Source organism: Streptomyces sp. TS71-3, from assembly GCF_018327685.1.
Taxonomy (GTDB): domain Bacteria; phylum Actinomycetota; class Actinomycetes; order Streptomycetales; family Streptomycetaceae; genus Streptomyces.
The window spans coordinates 2,372,876-2,390,383 of sequence record NZ_BNEL01000001.1; the positions used below are offsets into that span (position 1 = coordinate 2,372,876).

11 protein-coding genes are annotated in these 17,508 nt (G+C 72.2%); 8 read left to right on the forward strand and 3 right to left on the reverse strand.

What is annotated here, in order from left to right; translation table 11 throughout:
- Window positions 1–286 precede the first annotated feature (286 nt).
- Window positions 287–1,723: a glycerophosphoryl diester phosphodiesterase membrane domain-containing protein gene (locus tag Sm713_RS09695; RefSeq protein WP_212909233.1), complete on the reverse strand. Its 1,437-nt coding sequence runs from the start codon at window positions 1,721–1,723 to the stop codon at window positions 287–289.
- Window positions 1,724–1,881: 158 nt separating this feature from the next.
- Between Sm713_RS09695 and mtnA the strand changes: the two genes are divergently transcribed.
- The 7 genes from mtnA (at window position 1,882) to Sm713_RS09730 (ending at window position 11,752) form a co-directional block, all read left to right on the forward strand.
- The gene (gene mtnA, locus Sm713_RS09700) at window positions 1,882–3,045 is read left to right on the forward strand and encodes an S-methyl-5-thioribose-1-phosphate isomerase (protein ID WP_212909234.1); all 1,164 of its coding nucleotides are present in this window, start codon (window positions 1,882–1,884) and stop codon (window positions 3,043–3,045) included.
- A gap of 598 nt (window positions 3,046–3,643) precedes the next feature.
- On the forward strand, window positions 3,644–4,321 hold the full coding sequence (mtrA, locus tag Sm713_RS09705; RefSeq protein ID WP_212909235.1) for a two-component system response regulator MtrA: 678 nt from the start codon (window positions 3,644–3,646) through the stop codon (window positions 4,319–4,321).
- 1 nt (window position 4,322) lies between these two features.
- Window positions 4,323–6,689 carry an MtrAB system histidine kinase MtrB gene (mtrB, locus tag Sm713_RS09710; RefSeq protein WP_212909236.1) on the forward strand — a complete coding sequence of 789 codons (2,367 nt, stop codon included), beginning with the start codon at window positions 4,323–4,325 and terminating at the stop codon, window positions 6,687–6,689.
- Window positions 6,690–6,777: 88 nt separating this feature from the next.
- On the forward strand, window positions 6,778–8,538 hold the full coding sequence (locus Sm713_RS09715; RefSeq protein ID WP_212911901.1) for an LpqB family beta-propeller domain-containing protein: 1,761 nt from the start codon (window positions 6,778–6,780) through the stop codon (window positions 8,536–8,538).
- Between the two features lie 412 nt (window positions 8,539–8,950).
- The gene (locus tag Sm713_RS09720; protein ID WP_212909237.1) at window positions 8,951–9,808 is read left to right on the forward strand and encodes a ComF family protein; all 858 of its coding nucleotides are present in this window, start codon (window positions 8,951–8,953) and stop codon (window positions 9,806–9,808) included.
- A 258-nt stretch (window positions 9,809–10,066) separates the two neighbouring features.
- Complete coding sequence (gene hpf, locus Sm713_RS09725; protein WP_374195974.1) at window positions 10,067–10,756, forward strand: ribosome hibernation-promoting factor, HPF/YfiA family; 690 nt, start codon at window positions 10,067–10,069, stop codon at window positions 10,754–10,756.
- 219 nt (window positions 10,757–10,975) lie between these two features.
- Window positions 10,976–11,752 carry a response regulator transcription factor gene (locus tag Sm713_RS09730; protein ID WP_212909239.1) on the forward strand — a complete coding sequence of 259 codons (777 nt, stop codon included), beginning with the start codon at window positions 10,976–10,978 and terminating at the stop codon, window positions 11,750–11,752.
- Between the two features lie 413 nt (window positions 11,753–12,165).
- Here Sm713_RS09730 and Sm713_RS09735 read toward each other — a convergent pair whose 3' ends face one another.
- Window positions 12,166–13,419 (reverse strand): winged helix-turn-helix domain-containing protein, encoded by a 1,254-nt coding sequence (locus Sm713_RS09735; protein WP_212909240.1) that lies wholly within the window; start codon window positions 13,417–13,419, stop codon window positions 12,166–12,168.
- A 78-nt stretch (window positions 13,420–13,497) separates the two neighbouring features.
- The gene (locus Sm713_RS09740; protein WP_212909241.1) at window positions 13,498–14,100 is read right to left on the reverse strand and encodes a GNAT family N-acetyltransferase; all 603 of its coding nucleotides are present in this window, start codon (window positions 14,098–14,100) and stop codon (window positions 13,498–13,500) included.
- Between the two features lie 196 nt (window positions 14,101–14,296).
- Between Sm713_RS09740 and secA the strand changes: the two genes are divergently transcribed.
- Window positions 14,297–17,122 (forward strand): preprotein translocase subunit SecA, encoded by a 2,826-nt coding sequence (gene secA, locus Sm713_RS09745; RefSeq protein WP_212909242.1) that lies wholly within the window; start codon window positions 14,297–14,299, stop codon window positions 17,120–17,122.
- Window positions 17,123–17,508 lie beyond the last annotated feature (386 nt).

The following is a 17,508-nucleotide window of genomic DNA, read 5'->3' on the forward strand; positions in this document are numbered from 1 at the left end:
GCATGTGGGTCTCCGGCCGGATGAGGCGCTTCCGCTGGACGAGGGGCTTCGGCTGGTCGCGACCCTTCCGCTGGGAGCGCCCCTTCCGAAGGACGCGGCGCTCCCAGCGAAAGCGGCGCTCCCAGCGGACGCGGGCCTTCCGGCGGAGGCCGGCCCCCTGACCGTTGCTCCGGTGAGCACCGGGGCTCCGGCCTCTGCCATGGTCCGCGGGCGGCCCGCTGCCGTCGCGTCGTCCGGGCACGGCAGCGCGGCGGCCGCGCGTGGTCTCCCCGCGGTGTCCACGGACTCAGCCTCCGGGGACCGGGCCGGGCGCGTCGGATCCGGGGCCCTGGAGGCCGGCGGCGCGGCCGAGCTCCAGGTCGAGCGCTTCGCGGCGGATGCGCTGATCGATGTAGAGCAGGACGGCGACGCCCGCGGTGATCGGGAAGGTGAGCATGGAGCCGACGATCGAGCCGACGCCGCTGATGATCAGGTACGTCCAGCCGTGGGCGCCGGCGGTGCCGCCCAGGAGTCCCCCGGAGTCCCCGCCGCCGCCGACCGCCTCGGCGACGAGGGTGAACGGGATCAGGATGATCGACGACACGATATTGGAGATGATCGCGGCAAGCAGCTGGATGCCGAGGACGCGCCACCAGGAGCCCTTGACCAGCTTGGCGGAGCGGCTCAGGGACTTGAACACGCCCTGCCGCTCCAGCATCAGCGCCGGAGACGCGAGCGCGAAGCGGATCGCCAGCCACAGCGCCACGACCCCCGCGACCAGCCCGCCGAGCACGGCGACCGGCAGGCCCGCGTCGGCGTCGGTCGCCACCGCGATCAGCACCCCGGGCAGCATCCCGACGGCGACGATCGCCATGACGATGAGCGGCAGCAGGAACGTGAGACCGAACAGCCTGGGCACCTGGGGCCGGGCGTCACGCCAGGCCTCCGCGATGGTCACCGGCCTGCCCAGCACGGCCCGGCTGGTCACGGTCGTCAGCAGGGCCGTCGCGATGATCGTGCCGAGGAGGCTGACGAGCAGCACCACGCCCGAACTGACCAGGACCCCCCGCATGGCATGGGCGAGCTCGCTGAGCGAGGCCGTCCGGTCGTTGAGGGCGGTGGATTCGGCGGTGTCGTTCAGCACCGTGCCCTGTACGACGACGAGGGCGACCTGCACGAGCACGGCCACGCTCAGCGAGATGCCGAGGACGGTCCGCCAGTAGGTGCGCATCATCGACACGGCACCGTCGAGGATCTCGCCCACGCCCAGCGGGCGCAGCGGGATGATGCCGGGCTTGGCCGCTGCCGGCCGGCCCTGCCAGCCGCCCCAGCCCGGCCCACCGGGCCCGCCCCAGCCGGGTCCGCCCGGAGTGCCCGGCCCCTGGCCGCCCCAACCGGGTGCGCCACCGGGTCCGCCCGGTGCGCCGCCTCCGGAGCCGGGGGCGCCCCAGCCGGGCCCGGAGCCGGGCGGCGGCGGAGGGGGCGGGGGCTGCCCTCCCGGCGTCGACCACGGGCCGGGCGGCGGCTGTTGCTTGGACCACCCCGGCAGGGGAGGCGCAGCGCCCTGCGCGGGCGGTTGCGGAGTTCCTTGCACGGGCGGCTGCGGTGGCTGTCCGCCGGCCGGTGCCTTCTGCTGCTCGTCGGTGGGCTCCTGGCGCGGGTCCTGGCCCGGAGCGCCGTCGGAGGGGGCAGGTCGCTCGGAGGGGCTAGATCCGGGCGAGGCCCAGCCCGGAGTGTCGTTCATCGTCGCTCCTTCACGGTGCCCGTCCGCGGATGCGGCGGCAGGTTGGGGGACATCGTGTCACGGTGCGCCCGCCAGGGGGCCGGGCGGTATCGGCAGACCGGGCAGCATAAGGCCGGACCGCCTGCAATTGTCCGTCGGATACAGGGCAGACTGAGCGGATGGCTGATCAGTACGCGCGACCCACCGAGGACACCGAGCCGGACGACGCCCCGGATGGCAGGCCGCCGCTCCCGGTCATCCGGTGGGCGGAGGCCTCCGAGAGACCTGCGGTGGTCCTGCTGGACCAGACGCGGCTGCCGTCCGAGGAGGCGGAGCTGGCCTGCACGGACGTCCCCGCGCTGGTACGTGCGATCCAGGCGCTCGCCGTGCGCGGCGCCCCGCTGCTCGGCATCGCGGGGGCCTACGGGGTGGCGCTCGCGGCCGTCCGCGGAGACGACGTAGACAAGGCCGCCGACGCGCTCGCCGACGCCCGGCCCACCGCGGTGAACCTCGCCCGCGGTGCCCGGCGCGCCCAGGAGGCGTACCGCGCGGCGGTCGCCGCCGGCGGTGACGCGGCACAGGCGGCCGAGGCATGCCTCGCCGAGGCGCGCGCCCTGCACGAGCACGATGCGCAGAGCAGCGCACGGATGGCCCTGCACGGCCTGACGCTGCTGGACGAGCTGGTGCCCGGCGGCAGCCACCGGGTCCTCACGCACTGCAACACCGGGGCGCTGGTCTCGGGCGGCGAGGGCACCGCCTTCGCGGTCGCGCTGGCCGCCCACCGCAGCGGGCGGCTGGGCACGTTCTGGGTGGACGAGACCCGGCCGCTGCTCCAGGGCGCCCGGCTCACCGCCTACGAAGCCGCCCGGCACGGCATGCCGTACAGGGTGCTCACGGACAACGCGGCGGGCGCGCTGTTCGCGGCGGGCGAGGTGGACGCGGTACTGATCGGGGCCGACCGCATCGCGGCGGACGGGTCCGTGGCGAACAAGGTCGGCAGCTATCCCCTGGCCGTGCTGGCCAAATACCACCACGTGCCGTTCGTCGTGGTCGCGCCCGTGTCGACCGTCGACCTGGACACGCCGGACGGCGACGCCATCGTCGTGGAGCAGCGCTCGCCGACCGAAGTGACGGAGATCACAGTATCCAGGGCGGCCAGGGAGGGCGCGGGCGCGGTGATCCCGCTGGCGCCGTCGGGCTCCCCCGCGTACAACCCGGCGTTCGACGTGACACCGCCGGAGCTCGTGACGGCCATCGTCACCGAGGAGGGCGTCGCGTCGCCCGTGACCGCACCGGCACTGGCGGAACTCTGCGCCAAGGCGGCCGGCGCGGCGGTGCGCTGACCGCAGTACTCCGGGGCTTGCCCACGTGGTCACAGGGCAGCGTCCGGTCTGCTGAACGACCCGCGACCGCCGCCGGGCCGCCACTATGCTCGCAGCGCTGCCGGGCCCGTCCGCGTGGGCCCGGCTGACGGTCGTTTCACACCGCACGGGAGCAAGATCCGTCCCGACCCCGGCAAGGGGGACGCTGGAAGGGACCGGCGGAATCCGGACGCCGGAAGGGCCCGGCGGTAACCGAAGCGGGACCCTCGGGAACCAGGCCGGATCCGGTGGGAACCAGGCCGGATCCGGTGGGAACCAGGCCGGATCCGGTGGGAACCGACCGGAACCCGCAGCAAGCGGAGCGTGACCGGCAGGAACCGAGCAGAACTCGCGGAAGCGGCAGGAAACGGCAGGAACACGCAAGGTACGGCACGGACGGCGGGTGAGCGGGGGAGGTCCTTCGGGCGTCGGCGATCACGTTCGACGCGCGTGGAAGCCCGCGCTGCCGGGCGCAGGCGGTCATCCGGGACATCCAGTGACAAGGGCAGCCGTCGCCGCAGGTCAGTGAGCTGAGTCACGCATGTGCACGGTTCGAAAATGAAAATGGGATGATGTCGTTATGAAGGGACGAGTCCTTGTCGTCGACGACGACACCGCACTGGCCGAGATGCTCGGGATTGTGCTGCGTGGTGAAGGGTTTGAGCCGTCGTTCGTCGCCGATGGCGACAAGGCGCTCGCCGCTTTCCGTGAGACCAAGCCTGATCTGGTACTGCTCGATCTGATGCTGCCCGGCAGGGACGGCATCGAGGTCTGCCGCCTGATCCGGGCCGAGTCGGGCGTGCCTATCGTCATGCTCACAGCGAAGAGCGACACCGTCGACGTGGTCGTGGGCCTGGAGTCGGGCGCGGACGACTACATCGTGAAGCCGTTCAAGCCGAAAGAGCTGGTGGCCCGCATCAGGGCCCGGCTGCGCCGCTCCGAGGAGCCCGCGCCGGAGCAGCTCACCATCGGTGACCTGCTGATCGACGTCGCCGGGCACTCCGTGAAGCGGGAGGGTCAGGCGATCGCGCTCACCCCGCTGGAGTTCGACCTCCTGGTGGCGCTGGCCCGCAAGCCGTGGCAGGTGTTCACCCGTGAGGTGCTGCTGGAGCAGGTCTGGGGATACCGGCATGCCGCCGACACCCGGCTGGTCAACGTGCACGTCCAGCGGCTCCGCTCGAAGGTCGAGAAGGACCCCGAGCGGCCCGAGATCGTGGTGACGGTCCGCGGCGTCGGTTACAAGGCCGGACCGAACTGACATGCTCCGGGACGACGGCGCCGCTCCCGCCTCCGGCACGCCGGGAGGACGCCCGGGACGGCCGGTCGGCCCCGGGGCCGCGAGCCCGCACGTCAGGCGGCTGGTACGGCTCGCCAGGCTGGTGGAGGGCGGTCTGCTGCTCCAGGGCGGCGTGCAGGGCAGCCCCGTGCTGCGGCTCTTCGCCCGCTGGGTGCGCCGTCCCCTGCTGCCCGCGGCGCGGCTGTGGCGGCGCAACATCCAGCTCAGGGTGGTCGCGACCACCCTGCTGATGTCGCTGGGCGTCGTCCTGCTGCTCGGTTTCGTCGTCATCGGCCAGGTCCGCAACGGCCTGCTGGACGCCAAGGTGAAGGCGTCGCAGAGCCAGGCGGACGGCGGTTTCCGCGCCGCCAAGGACAAGGCGGACGCCGCCAGCACCGACACCGGCCAGGGGGCGCCCACGACGTCGGACGGCCGCCCCGAGCAGAACGCCTCGGCCTGGATGAACGACCTCGTGGGCCAGCTCTCCAGCGGCGGCCAGAGCGCGTTCGACGTGGCGACGCTGACGCCCCGCGGCGACGGCGACTCCAGCAGCGTTCGCGCGCCCCGCGCCTCCGGCGGCGTGGACCCGATCGAGAGCGTCCCCCCCGACCTGCGCAGCAGGATCACCCGGACCGCGGGCGCCTCGCAGAGCTACACCCGGATCGTCTACAGCGACGGCCAGGACCCCCAGCCCGGTCTGGTGATCGGCAAGCAGCTCAACGGCCTGAACGGCAACTCCTACGAGCTCTACTACTTCTTCCCGCTCTCGCAGGAGGAGAAGTCGCTCAGCCTCGTCAAGGGCACGCTCGCGACGGCCGGGCTCTTCGTGGTGGTGCTGCTCGGGGCCATCGCCTGGCTCGTCGTACGGCAGGTGGTGACGCCCGTGCGGATGGCCGCGGGCATCGCCGAGCGGCTCTCCGCCGGCCGCCTCCAGGAGCGCATGAAGGTCACCGGCGAGGACGACATCGCCCGCCTCGGTGAGGCATTCAACAAGATGGCCCAGAACCTCCAGCTCAAGATCCAGCAGCTGGAGGACCTCTCCCGGATGCAGCGCCGCTTCGTCTCGGACGTCTCCCACGAGCTGCGCACCCCGCTGACGACGGTGCGCATGGCGGCGGACGTCATCCACGAGGCCCGGGAGGACTTCGATCCGGCCACGGCGCGCTCCGCGGAACTGCTCGCCGCCCAGCTCGACCGGTTCGAGTCGCTGCTCGCGGACCTGCTGGAGATCAGCCGCTTCGACGCCGGGGCCGCCGCTCTCGAAGCCGAGGCCATCGACCTGCGGGAGGCCGTACGGCGCGTGGTCGCCGGCGCCGAGCCGCTGGCCGACCGCAAGGGCACCCGGATCCGGATCGTCGGCGACCACCTTCCCGTCGTCGCCGAGGCCGACGCGCGCCGGGTGGAGCGGGTGCTGCGCAATCTGGTGGTCAACGCCGTGGAGCACGGCGAGGGCAGGGACGTCGTGGTGCGTCTCGCCGCGGCGGGCGGTGCGGTCGCCGTCGCGGTACGGGACTACGGCGTCGGCCTCAAGCCGGGCGAGGCGGCGCGTGTCTTCAGCCGCTTCTGGCGGGCCGACCCGGCACGCGCGCGTACGACCGGAGGCACCGGTCTGGGGCTGTCCATCGCGCTGGAGGACGTGCGGCTGCACGGCGGCTGGCTACAGGCCTGGGGCGAGCCGGGCGGCGGCTCGCAGTTCCGGCTGACGCTGCCCCGCACCGCGGACGAGCCGCTCAGGGGCTCACCGATCCCGCTGGAACCCGAGGACTCCCGGCGCAACCGCGCACTGCGCGACGCCCGGCTGCCACACGCGCGTGCCGCACTGCCCCCCGGCCGGACACCCGGCCCGGCCCTCAGGAGCGCACCGGCCGGACCGCCCCACGTACCGGGACCGCCCACCCTGCCCGGACAGCCGTCCGCCCCCGGCGCCGGCGCCCCGACAGCCGCCGGCCCTGCGGCCCTGCCGGGCAACGGCGGAGCCCGCGTCGTGCCCCGCGCAGGCACCGGCCCCCGCACCGGGACGAGCCCGAACCTCGAGAACGGGAAACACTCGCCCGAGGGCGCGCCCGCCGCGGAAGCGGAGCGAGCGCAGAAGGCGAACGCTCCGGTTCCCGGGCAGGGCGCGGACGGCCCCCCGACGGGACGGCTCACCGCCGCAGGGCCCCCCGCGGCCCAGGCGGCGGGCGGCCGGCGCGCCATCGCGGACACGAGCAGTCCGCACCACGCACGCGAAGAGGCGGCGTCACCCGGTAGGCATGACGCGGCCGTGCCACCGGCACCGGGCACGGGCGACGTGCCGGCCGCGGACGCCGCCGGAACGAGCCTCACGGAAGGAAGGGCCGCGCGTGGCTGAGGGGCGGGTCCGGGGCGGGCGAGGACGGATCTGGCGTGGCGGACTGCTGCTGGGCGCCGTAGTGGTGCTGCTCGCGGGCTGTGCCTCCATGCCGGACAGCGGTGACCTGCGGGGCGTGGAGGCCTCGCAGCGGCCCGACTCGCAGGTGCGGGTCTTCGCCATGCCGCCGCGCGAGGGCGCCGGCCCCGACCAGGTCGTGCAGGGCTTCCTGGAGGCGCTGACCAGCGACGACCCCAAGTTCGAGATGGCCCGCAGGTATCTGACCGGGCCCGCCGCGAAGGCCTGGCGGCCGGAGCTGTCCACCACCGTGCTCGCCGAGGGCCCGAACCCCGAGCAGATCAGCGACCGCGGCGGGTACGACGGCGACGACGGCCGGCTCTTCGCGCTGCGGGGCCACAAGGTCGCCTCCATAGACGAGCAGCATGCCTACCAGCCCGCGGACGCCTCCTACAGCGAGGTCGTCCGCCTGCGGCCCGTGAACGAGGGCGGGCACCGCGAGTGGCGCATCGACCGGCCGCCCAGCGGGATCGTGCTCGGTGCCTCCGACTTCCAGCGCATCTACCGGCCGGTCAACAAGTACTACTACGAGGCTTCGGGGCCGGGGACCGGCGACATCGGCATCGACACCCCCGGCAGGCTCGTCGCCGACCCGGTCTACGTGCGCCAGCGGGTCGACCCGGTGACGCAGACCGTGCGGGCCCTGCTGGACGGGCCGACACGATGGCTGAATCCGATGGTCCAGACGAGTTTCCCCTCCGGAACGCAGCTGAAGGCGGGCGTCAAAGCGCTGTCACCTGACGACCAGAACCGGCTGAAGGTGCCGCTGAACGCCAAGGCGGAGCGGGTCGGGCGGGCGCAGTGCCAGCGGATGGCCGCTCAGGTCGTCTTCACGCTCCAGGATCTGACGTCCACGGGCATCACCGACGTGGAGCTCCAGCGGTCCGACGGCTCACCGCTGTGCGAGATGGACGAGAACCAGGCGGCCCCCATGCACGCCGCCGACCGCGTCGGCTACCAGTACTTCCTGGACAGCGAACACCGGTTGGTCAGGCTGCCGGGCACCGGCACGGGCAGCCACGAGCCCGCGCAGCGGGTGCCGGGGCCGTTCGGCAAGGGCGACAAGCCGATGGGCACCATCGCCGTCTCCCGGGACGAACTGCACGCCGCCGGCGTGACGCTGAACGGGCGTGACCTGTACGTGGGCGACATGCTCTCCGGTGCCTCCTACGGCGCCGCGGTGCTGCACAGCGACGCCAAGTCCGAGAGCGACCGCCTGACGGCGCCCAGTTGGGACGGGCACGGCGACCTGTGGGTGGCCGACCGCGACCCGGACAAGCCGCGGCTCCTCATGCTGGAGCACGGGACGGGCAACGTGGTCACCGTCACCACCGAGGGTCTCGACCCCGCGCGCATCGACGCGGTGCGGCTCGCCGCCGACGGTGTCCGGATCGCACTGCTCGTCGAGCAGGACGGCAAGGAGCAGTTGAAGGTCGGGCGGGTCCAACGGCTCGGCGGCGAGGAGCATCCGCAGGTGACCGTCGCCGACCTGCGCCCCGGCGCGCCGCAGATGGAGGAGGTCACCGCCATGTCCTGGGCGGGTGACAGCCGCCTCGTGGTGGTGGGCCGCGAGCACGGCGGGGTCCAGCAGGTGCGGTACGTGCAATGCGACGGCTCGGCGCCCGCCAGCGGCGTCCTGCCCGGCCTGACCGGCGTGAAGGAGATCGCAGCGGCCGAAGACGACCGGCTTCCGCTTCTGGCGCACTCGGACGACGGGATCGTGCGGATGCCGCCCGGAGCGCCCTGGCAGACCGTTCTCAAGACCGGGACGTCGCCCGTCTACCCGGGCTAGCAGGGGAGCGGAGGGCCGAAGGGCCGGATGCGGCATGGGCCCTTGGGGGTCGGGCGGCCGGACCGGTGTGGGCCCTTGGGGGCTGGACGGCCGGACCGTCCAGGTCTTTGAAGGCTGAATGGCCAGACCACGTGGGCCTTTGCGGGACCGGCCGGCCGAATACACCTGGCCATTTGAAGGCCGAACGGCCTCGCCACCTGGGCCTTTGCTGGGCACCACCTGGGCCTTTGCCGGGCCGGACGGCCCGACCAGCCGGGGCACCGGAGGACGCGACGGCGCGAGCGTGCGGAAGCGCGCCCCGGAGCTGCGCTGGGGCGCTCGGGAAGCGTGAGGTTGCAGACCGCGCAGAGTTGTCCACAGGGAGTTCTGCCCAGAGGTGGTCCACGGCCACCGAGGTTGGCACAGTGGGCTCATGAGGGCGTGGTGGCAGGACCTCATGGACCTCGTGGTGCCGTCCGAGTGCGCCGGCTGCGGCCGGTCGCGGACGGTGCTCTGCGCGGTCTGCTCCGCCGCGCTGCACGGCCGGCCGCCGCGCCGCGTCCGCCCCCTGCCCGAGCCGCCGGGCCTCCCCGAGGTGCATGCGGCCGCCCCGTACGGTGACGCGGTCCGCGCGCTCCTGCTGGCCCACAAGGAGCGCGGTGCCCTGGTCCTCGCCCGGCCGTTGGGCAGCGCTCTCGCCGGCGCGGTACGGGCGGCGTGCGGGGCCCGTGGCGGTGCGGCCGGTGCCGTCCCGGTGGTGCTCGTGCCGGTGCCGTCCGCCCGCCGGGTGGTGCGGGCGCGGGGGCACGATCCCGTGCGCCGGATCGCGCTGGCCGCCGCGGCCGAGCTGCGCCGTGCCGGAAGGCCCGCCCGAGTGCTCGCCGTGCTCCGGCAGCGGCGTCCGGTCGCCGACCAGTCGGGCCTGGACGCCCGTCGGCGCGGCGCCAACCTCGCCGGCGCACTGGAGGTCACCCCCGGCGCGCATGAGCTGCTGCGCGCTGCTGAGACGGCTGGTCGCAGCGGTCCCGCCGGCCGCGTCGTGCTCGTGGACGACCTCGTGACGACGGGGTTCACGCTCGCGGAGGCGGCGCGTGCATTAAGCGAGGCGGGAGTGGAAAGGGGGACCAGTGCGGCGGTGGTGGCCGCCGCACCCGACTCGCTCGGAGCCCTCGACGCCGGCGGAGCGGCGCGGGCCGCGCCGCTCGCAGGAGGGCGCGCCGTACGAGCGGGAATGTTTGAAGGACGCATCACCGCAGGTGGAGAGAGGGTCGGAGGACCCGAGGGGAGGTAGCCGGCGCACAGGGGTGACGACACGGGCACGGGCGAGATACTTTCGATGGTGAGGAATGGCGGAGTCCGTACCAGAAAAAGTCGAATGCCCCGCTTCGGGCTTCTGCAATCTCCCGGAACGGGTGGGGTCGAGTTCCCGCCCGTGGGGGAGGAGGAGGTGGACGTCACCTAGTCCGAGGTCCCGGAACGAACCGGGAACCTGGTGCACAAGGGAGGTGCTCCGCCGCCTGGGCGGAGCGATCCGGAAACGGAGTTCTGCGTGGACATCGTCGTCAAAGGCCGCAAGACCGAGGTGCCGGAGCGGTTCCGCAAGCACGTGGCCGAGAAGCTGAAGCTGGAGAAGATCCAGAAGCTCGATGGCAAGGTGATCAGCCTCGACGTCGAGGTGTCCAAGGAGCCCAACCCCAGGCAGTCCCACCGCTGCGACCGCGTGGAGATCACACTCCGTTCACGCGGACCCGTGATCCGCGCGGAGGCCGCCGCCAGCGACCCGTACGCGGCGCTGGACCTGGCCACGGACAAGTTGGAGGCCAGGCTGCGCAGGGAGCACGACAAGCGGCGCAGCCGGCGCGGCCGGATCTCCGCGGCCGAGGTCGCCGACCACGTCCCCGAGGCGGCCCAACTGGCCGGCGACGGCTCCATCATGACGGAGCAGGAGCAGACCGGCGGCGGCGTGCCGACGAAGAAGATCGGCTCTCTGGAGGTCACGGGCGACGGCCCGCTCGTGGTCCGCGAGAAGAACCACGTGGCGGCCCCCATGACGCTCGATCAGGCGCTGTACGAGATGGAACTCGTCGGACACGACTTCTACCTGTTCGTCGACTCCGACACGAAGGAGCCCAGCGTCGTCTACCGGCGCCACGCCTACGACTACGGCGTCATCCACATCACCACCGATCCGATGATCGCCGAGCCTTCGCCGGGGGCCGGTGGCGCACTGGCCGGTTGATGCGCCGGGCGTGATGCCCGTGTCCCTCGGATGCCCCCAGAGCGCTCGTGTGCGCCCTGGGGGCACCCTCGTGCGACCACATCCAGTCGCTTGCCGTCGCCGGACTGTCGTCCGGGCATGAAATCATGGGCGCCTGCCCGCCGGGGTGCTGTCGACCCGGTCGGCCCTGGACCCACCCGGCAGCGAGCAGACGGGCCACGGCCTTCAGGGGGAGGAACGATGGCGGAGAGCTTCGGACCACTGCACGGCGCCCAATTCGACGACGCGAACGCCGAGGCCGACGAGAGCGACGAGGGCGCCGAAGGCATGGGCCCGGAGGCGGCAGGGTCGCGCAAGGAACCCATCAGGGTCCTTGTGGTGGACGACCACGCCCTCTTCCGCCGCGGCCTGGAGATCGTGCTCGCCGCCGAGGAGGACATCCAGGTGGTGGGGGAGGCGGGCGACGGCGCGGAGGCCGTGGACAAGGCCGCCGACCTGCTGCCCGACATCATCCTCATGGACGTGCGGATGCCGAAGCGCGGCGGTATCGAGGCGTGCACCTCCATCAAGGAGGTGGCCCCCAGCGCGAAGATCATCATGCTGACGATCAGCGACGAGGAGGCCGACCTCTACGACGCCATCAAGGCCGGCGCCACCGGTTACCTGCTGAAGGAGATCTCCACGGACGAGGTGGCCACCGCGATCCGGGCCGTGGCCGACGGCCAGTCGCAGATCAGCCCCTCCATGGCGTCCAAGCTGCTCACGGAGTTCAAGTCCATGATCCAGCGCACCGACGAGCGGCGCCTGGTGCCCGCTCCCCGGCTCACCGACCGCGAGCTGGAGGTCCTGAAGCTGGTCGCCACGGGGATGAACAACCGCGACATCGCCAAGGAGCTGTACATCAGCGAGAACACCGTGAAGAACCACGTGCGCAACATCCTGGAGAAGCTCCAGCTCCACTCCCGCATGGAGGCCGTGGTCTACGCGATGCGGGAGAAGATCCTGGAGATCCGGTAGCCGGTACCGGCACCGGAACTTCCGCGGTCCACCGGCTTTCCCGCAGCCGGCCCCGGCGGCCGTCCGCCGCCCTCCGTACGCGTCGGCGAGATCCGTACGCATACGCGAGATCCGTGTGCGTCGGCGAGATCCGCGAGCCGTGATCGGGACTCCCGCGGCCCCCGGCATTCGCCGGAATCTCCCGGCATCCCCGGCACCCCAGAGGGCCGCTCCCGCCCCTCTCCACGCCTCCGAGGCACCCTGGAACGGTCACTTCCGGCCAAGTCACGGCATGGACGCCGCGACCCCGCCCGGACCGTCCTCCCCGCGCCCAGGCGGCGCGCAGTCCCCGTTCCGGCGCCCCTCCATCGGCTGTCCGGCGCCATTCCCCGGCGCCCTCTCCCAGACGCCCGGCCCCCGTGGCGTACCGCCCTTCACCCCAGCGCCCGGGCCAGCTCCTCGCCCAGCGGCTCGCGCAACTCCGGGGACTCCACGCGCTCCAGGCGGACGTCGGAGCAGCCCACCCATGCCGCGGCCTCCACCAGCGCCTCCGCCACCCCGCGCAGCGCCTTGCGGTCGGTCGCCGCCATGCTCACCTGCTTGGCGACCAGGGTGCTGCCCGAACGCGCCGGGTCCACCCTGCCGACCAGCCGCCCGCCCGCCAGCACCGGCATGGCGAAGTAGCCGTACACCCGCTTCTGCCGCGGCACGTACGCCTCCAGGCGGTGGCTGAAGCCGAAGATCCGCTCCGTGCGCGGGCGCTCCCAGACGAGCGAGTCGAAGGGGGAGAGCAGGGTGGTGCGGTGCCGGCCGCGCGGGAGGGTCTCCAGGGCCGCCGGATCGGCCCATCCATCGACAGTGCCGCGCGCGCCGCGCCCGCCGCGCCGGCCCCCGCCCGGCCCGCCCGCCGGCTTCGCCCAGCCCTCGACGCGCACGGGGACGAGGCCGGAGTCCGCGACCACCGCGTCGAACTGCTCGGCCTTGAGGCGGTGGTAGTCGGCTATGTCCGAGCGGGTGCCCACGCCGAGCGCCCGGCCCGCCTGGGCGACCAGGCGGCGCACGCACTCCTCGTCGCCCAGGTCGTCATGGCGCAGCTCATCGGGGATCGCGCGCTCCGCGAGGTCGTACACCCGCTTCCAGCTGCGCCGCCGGGTGCACACCACCTCGCCGTACATCAGCGCCCGCTCGACGGCGACCTTGGCGGCCGACCAGTCCCACCACGGGCCGCCGTTCTTCGCGCCGCCCAACTCGGTGGCCGTCAGGGGCCCTTCGTCGCGCAACTGCTTGATCACCCGGTCGTAGGCGCCGTCGGGCAGGTCGTGGTTCCAGTGCGGCCGGGCGAGGTATGCCCGGCGGCGGAAGGCGAAGTGCGGCCACTCCTCGATGGGCAGCACGCAGGCCGCGTGCGACCAGTACTCGAAGGCGTGCGGGGCGCGGGCCGGGTCGGGCGTCCAGAGTGCCTCCTCCACCGCGCGCCGGCCGACCGCGCCGAGGCGGGCGTACGGCACCAGCTCATGGCTGCGGGCGAGCACGGAGATCGTGTCGAGCTGGACCGCGCCGAGGTGCCGCAGCACGCCGCGCACCCCCGCCCTGCGGTCCGGCGCGCCCAGCAAACCCTGCGCGCGCAGCGCTATCCGGCGGGCCTCCTCGGCGGAGAGGTCGTGGGCGGGCGGCGGGTCACTCGTCATGCCCGAAACGATAGGCGGGCCCACTGACAATCGGGTCCCGTGCCCGTTCCGGTCCGGCGGGCGGGGCGGTCGCGTCCCTCAGTCCCGGGGGCCGGCCGGTGCCGGGATGTAGGCGTTGGCGGTCGGCAGGCCCAGGTCCGACGGGAGCAGGGCGGCCACCCAGCTGTCGCGCCGGGTGCCCTGGTGGACGATGGCGGAGCGCAGCACGCCCTCCATGGTGAAGCCCGCCTTCTCGGCCACCGCGCGCGAGGCGGCGTTGCCGACCTCCGCACGCCACTCCAGGCGCTCGACACCCGCGGAGGTGAACGCCCAGCGGATCACCGCGAGTGCCGCCTCGGTCACGTAGCCGCGGCCCCGGTGTCCCGGCGCGGCCCAGAAGCCGATCTCCCCGATGCACATCCTGTGCATGGACAGGCCCACCATCGCCACCAGGGCGGTGTGGCCGCCCGGCGCGCCGTCGTCGCGCAGGAAGGCGGCGAACGTGAAGGCCGTGCCGTTGCGCCAGCCGTCCGGGACCTGCTGGCCGAGGAAGCTCTCCGCGTGCTCGGTCAGATACGGAGAGGGAATCGTGGTCCAGCGCTGGACGGCCGGGTCCTGGCACGCGGCGTGGACTTCCTTGATGTCGTCGATACCCGGAGTGCGCAGCAGAAGCCGGGCGGTGGTCAGCGTCGCGGGTTCCATGGGGCGATTCTGCGCATGACACAGTTGCGGGTGCCATGATTTATCGCTGTCGTCGCACGGGCACTTTCCGGCCCCGCGCGGCGTTGTGTTTGTGCCTCCAGTTACGGCAGACCTCCCGGCGCGGCGGGGTCCTCGCATACCATGGCCGTTGCTCGACCCGACCGCGTCAGCCCGACCGGCAAGGAGACCCAGCCCCGTGTCCGTCCTCCAGAAGATCATGCGTGCAGGCGAAGGCAAGATCCTGCGCAAGCTGCACCGCATCGCGGACCAGGTCAACTCCATCGAAGAGGACTTCGAAAGCCTCTCCGACGCCGAGCTGCGCGCCCTTACGGACGAATTCAAGCAGCGCTACGCCGATGGCGAAAGCCTCGACGACCTGATGCCGGAGGCGTTCGCCACGGTGCGCGAGGCCGCACGCCGCGTGCTCGGCCAGCGGCACTACGACGTCCAGGTCATGGGCGGTGCCGCGCTGCACTGGGGCTACGTCGCCGAGATGAAGACCGGTGAGGGCAAGACACTCGTCAGCACCATGCCCGCGTACCTCAACGCGCTGACCGGCGACGGTGTCCACCTGATCACGGTCAATGACTACCTGGCCGAGCGCGACTCCGAGATGATGGGCCGCGTCCACAAGTTCCTGGGCCTGACCGTCGGCTGCATCCTCGCCAACATGAACCCGGAGCAGCGCCGCGAGCAGTACGGCTGCGACATCACCTACGGCACGAACAACGAGTTCGGCTTCGACTACCTCCGCGACAACATGGCGTGGTCCAAGGAGGAGCTGGTCCAGCGCGGGCACAATTACGCGATCGTCGACGAGGTCGACTCCATCCTGGTGGACGAGGCCCGTACCCCGCTGATCATCTCCGGCCCCGCCGACCAGGCCACCAAGTGGTACGGCGACTTCGCCAAGCTCGTGACGCGCCTCAAGCGCGGCGAGGCGGGCAACCCGATGAGGGGCGTCGAGGAGACCGGCGACTACGAGGTCGACGAGAAGAAGCGCACCGTGGGCATCCACGACCCGGGCGTGACCAAGGTCGAGGACTGGCTGGGCATCGACAACCTCTACGAGTCGGTGAACACCCCGCTGGTCGGCTACCTGAACAACGCCATCAAGGCCAAGGAGCTCTTCAAGCGCGACAAGGACTACGTCGTCATCGACGGCGAGGTCATGATCGTCGACGAGCACACGGGCCGAATCCTCGCGGGCCGCCGGTACAACGAGGGCATGCACCAGGCCATCGAGGCCAAGGAGAACGTGGAGATCAAGGACGAGAACCAGACTCTCGCCACGATCACCCTCCAGAACTTCTTCCGGCTCTACGACAAGCTCTCCGGCATGACCGGTACGGCCATGACCGAGGCCGCCGAGTTCCACCAGATCTACAAGCTGGGTGTCGTCCCGATCCCGACGAACCGGCCCATGGTCCGGCTGGACCGCGCGGACCTGATCTACCGGACCGAGGTCGCCAAGTTCGACGCCGTCGTCGACGACATCGCCGAGAAGCACGAGAAGGGCCAGCCGATCCTGGTCGGCACGACCTCGGTGGAGAAGTCGGAGTACCTCTCCCAGCAGCTCTCCAAGCGCGGCGTCCAGCACGAGGTGCTCAACGCCAAGCAGCACGAGCGTGAGGCCGCGATCGTCGCCCAGGCGGGCCGCAAGGGCGCCGTCACCGTCGCCACCAACATGGCCGGCCGCGGTACGGACATCAAGCTCGGCGGCAACCCCGACGACCTCGCCGAGGCGGAGCTGCGCCAGCAGGGCCTCGACCCGGTCGAGCACGTCGAGGAGTGGGCCGCCGCGCTGCCCGCCGCCCTGGAGCGCGCCGAGCATGCGGTCAAGGCGGAGTTCGAGGAGGTCACGGAGCTCGGCGGCCTCTACGTGCTCGGCACCGAGCGCCACGAGTCGCGCCGTATCGACAACCAGCTCCGCGGTCGTTCCGGCCGCCAGGGCGACCCCGGCGAGTCCCGCTTCTACCTCTCCCTCGGTGACGACCTGATGCGGCTGTTCAAGGCCCAGATGGTCGAGCGCGTGATGTCCATGGCGAACGTCCCCGACGACGTCCCCATCGAGAACAAGATGGTCACCCGGGCCATCGCCTCCGCGCAGTCCCAGGTCGAGCAGCAGAACTTCGAGACCCGGAAGAACGTCCTCAAGTACGACGAGGTCCTCAACCGCCAGCGCGAGGTCATCTACGGCGAGCGCCGGCGCGTCCTGGAGGGCGAGGACCTCAAGGACCAGATCCAGCACTTCATGGACGACACCATCGACGCCTACATCCAGGCGGAGACCTCCGAGGGCTTCGCGGAGGAGTGGGACCTCGACAGGCTCTGGAGCGCCTTCAAGCAGCTCTACCCCGTGAAGATCACCATCGAGGAGCTGGAGGACGAGGCGGGCGACCGTGCCGGGCTCACCGCCGAGTTCATCTCCGAGGCGATCAAGGACGACATCCACGAGCAGTACACGGCGCGCGAGGACCAGCTCGGCGTCGACATCGTGCGCGAGCTGGAGCGGCGCGTGGTCCTCTCGGTGCTGGACCGCAAGTGGCGTGAGCACCTCTACGAGATGGACTACCTCCAGGAGGGCATCGGCCTGCGCGCGATGGCCCAGAAGGACCCGCTGGTGGAGTACCAGCGTGAGGGCTTCGACATGTTCACCGCCATGATGGACGGCATCAAGGAGGAGTCCGTCGGCTACCTGTTCAACCTGGAGGTCCAGGTCGAGCAGCAGTTCGAGGAAGTTCCGGTGGAGGATGCCGAGCCGGTGGACCTCAGCAAGGCCGTCCAGGACACGGTCCCGGCCGGTGCGGGCGCTCGCCCGGAGATCCGCGCCAAGGGCCTCGACGCTCCCCAGCGGCCCGACCGCCTGCACTTCTCCGCGCCGACGGTGGACGGCGAGGGCGGGGTCGTCGAGGGCGACTTCCAGAACGGGGACGGTGGGCCTGTGCGGTCCGCGGCGGATGGGTTGACCCGGGCGGAGCGGCGTAAGCAGCAGAAGGGTGGGCGGCGGCGCCGCAAGTAGGCCCTGACGGGCCGGGTGGCCGGGTACCTCGTTTTGGGGGTGCCCGGCCTTTTTCTTTGGGCTCTGGCCCTTTGCCCTTGTCTTTGGCTTTTCGGCTTTGCCGGTGGGGGTGGGCTTCTGTCTCTGGGCCGGCTGACCGTCGGTGGTTTTTTTGCGCAGTTCCCCGCGCCCCTGGTCGGGGTCGGTTGGAGCCTCCCGCCGGTGTTGGCCCGGCTGTCCGCCGGTGGATGGTTTTGCGCAGTTCCCCGCGCCCCTGGGGGCGGGTGGTTCGGTTCTGTCTGAGCTGCGGTGGGTGGGGGTTGCTCGCGCGGTTCCCCGCGCCCCTTTCGGGGCGCGGTCCGGCCGGAGGCCGGGTTTTTGAGGGGCGCGGGGAACTGCGCAAGCAA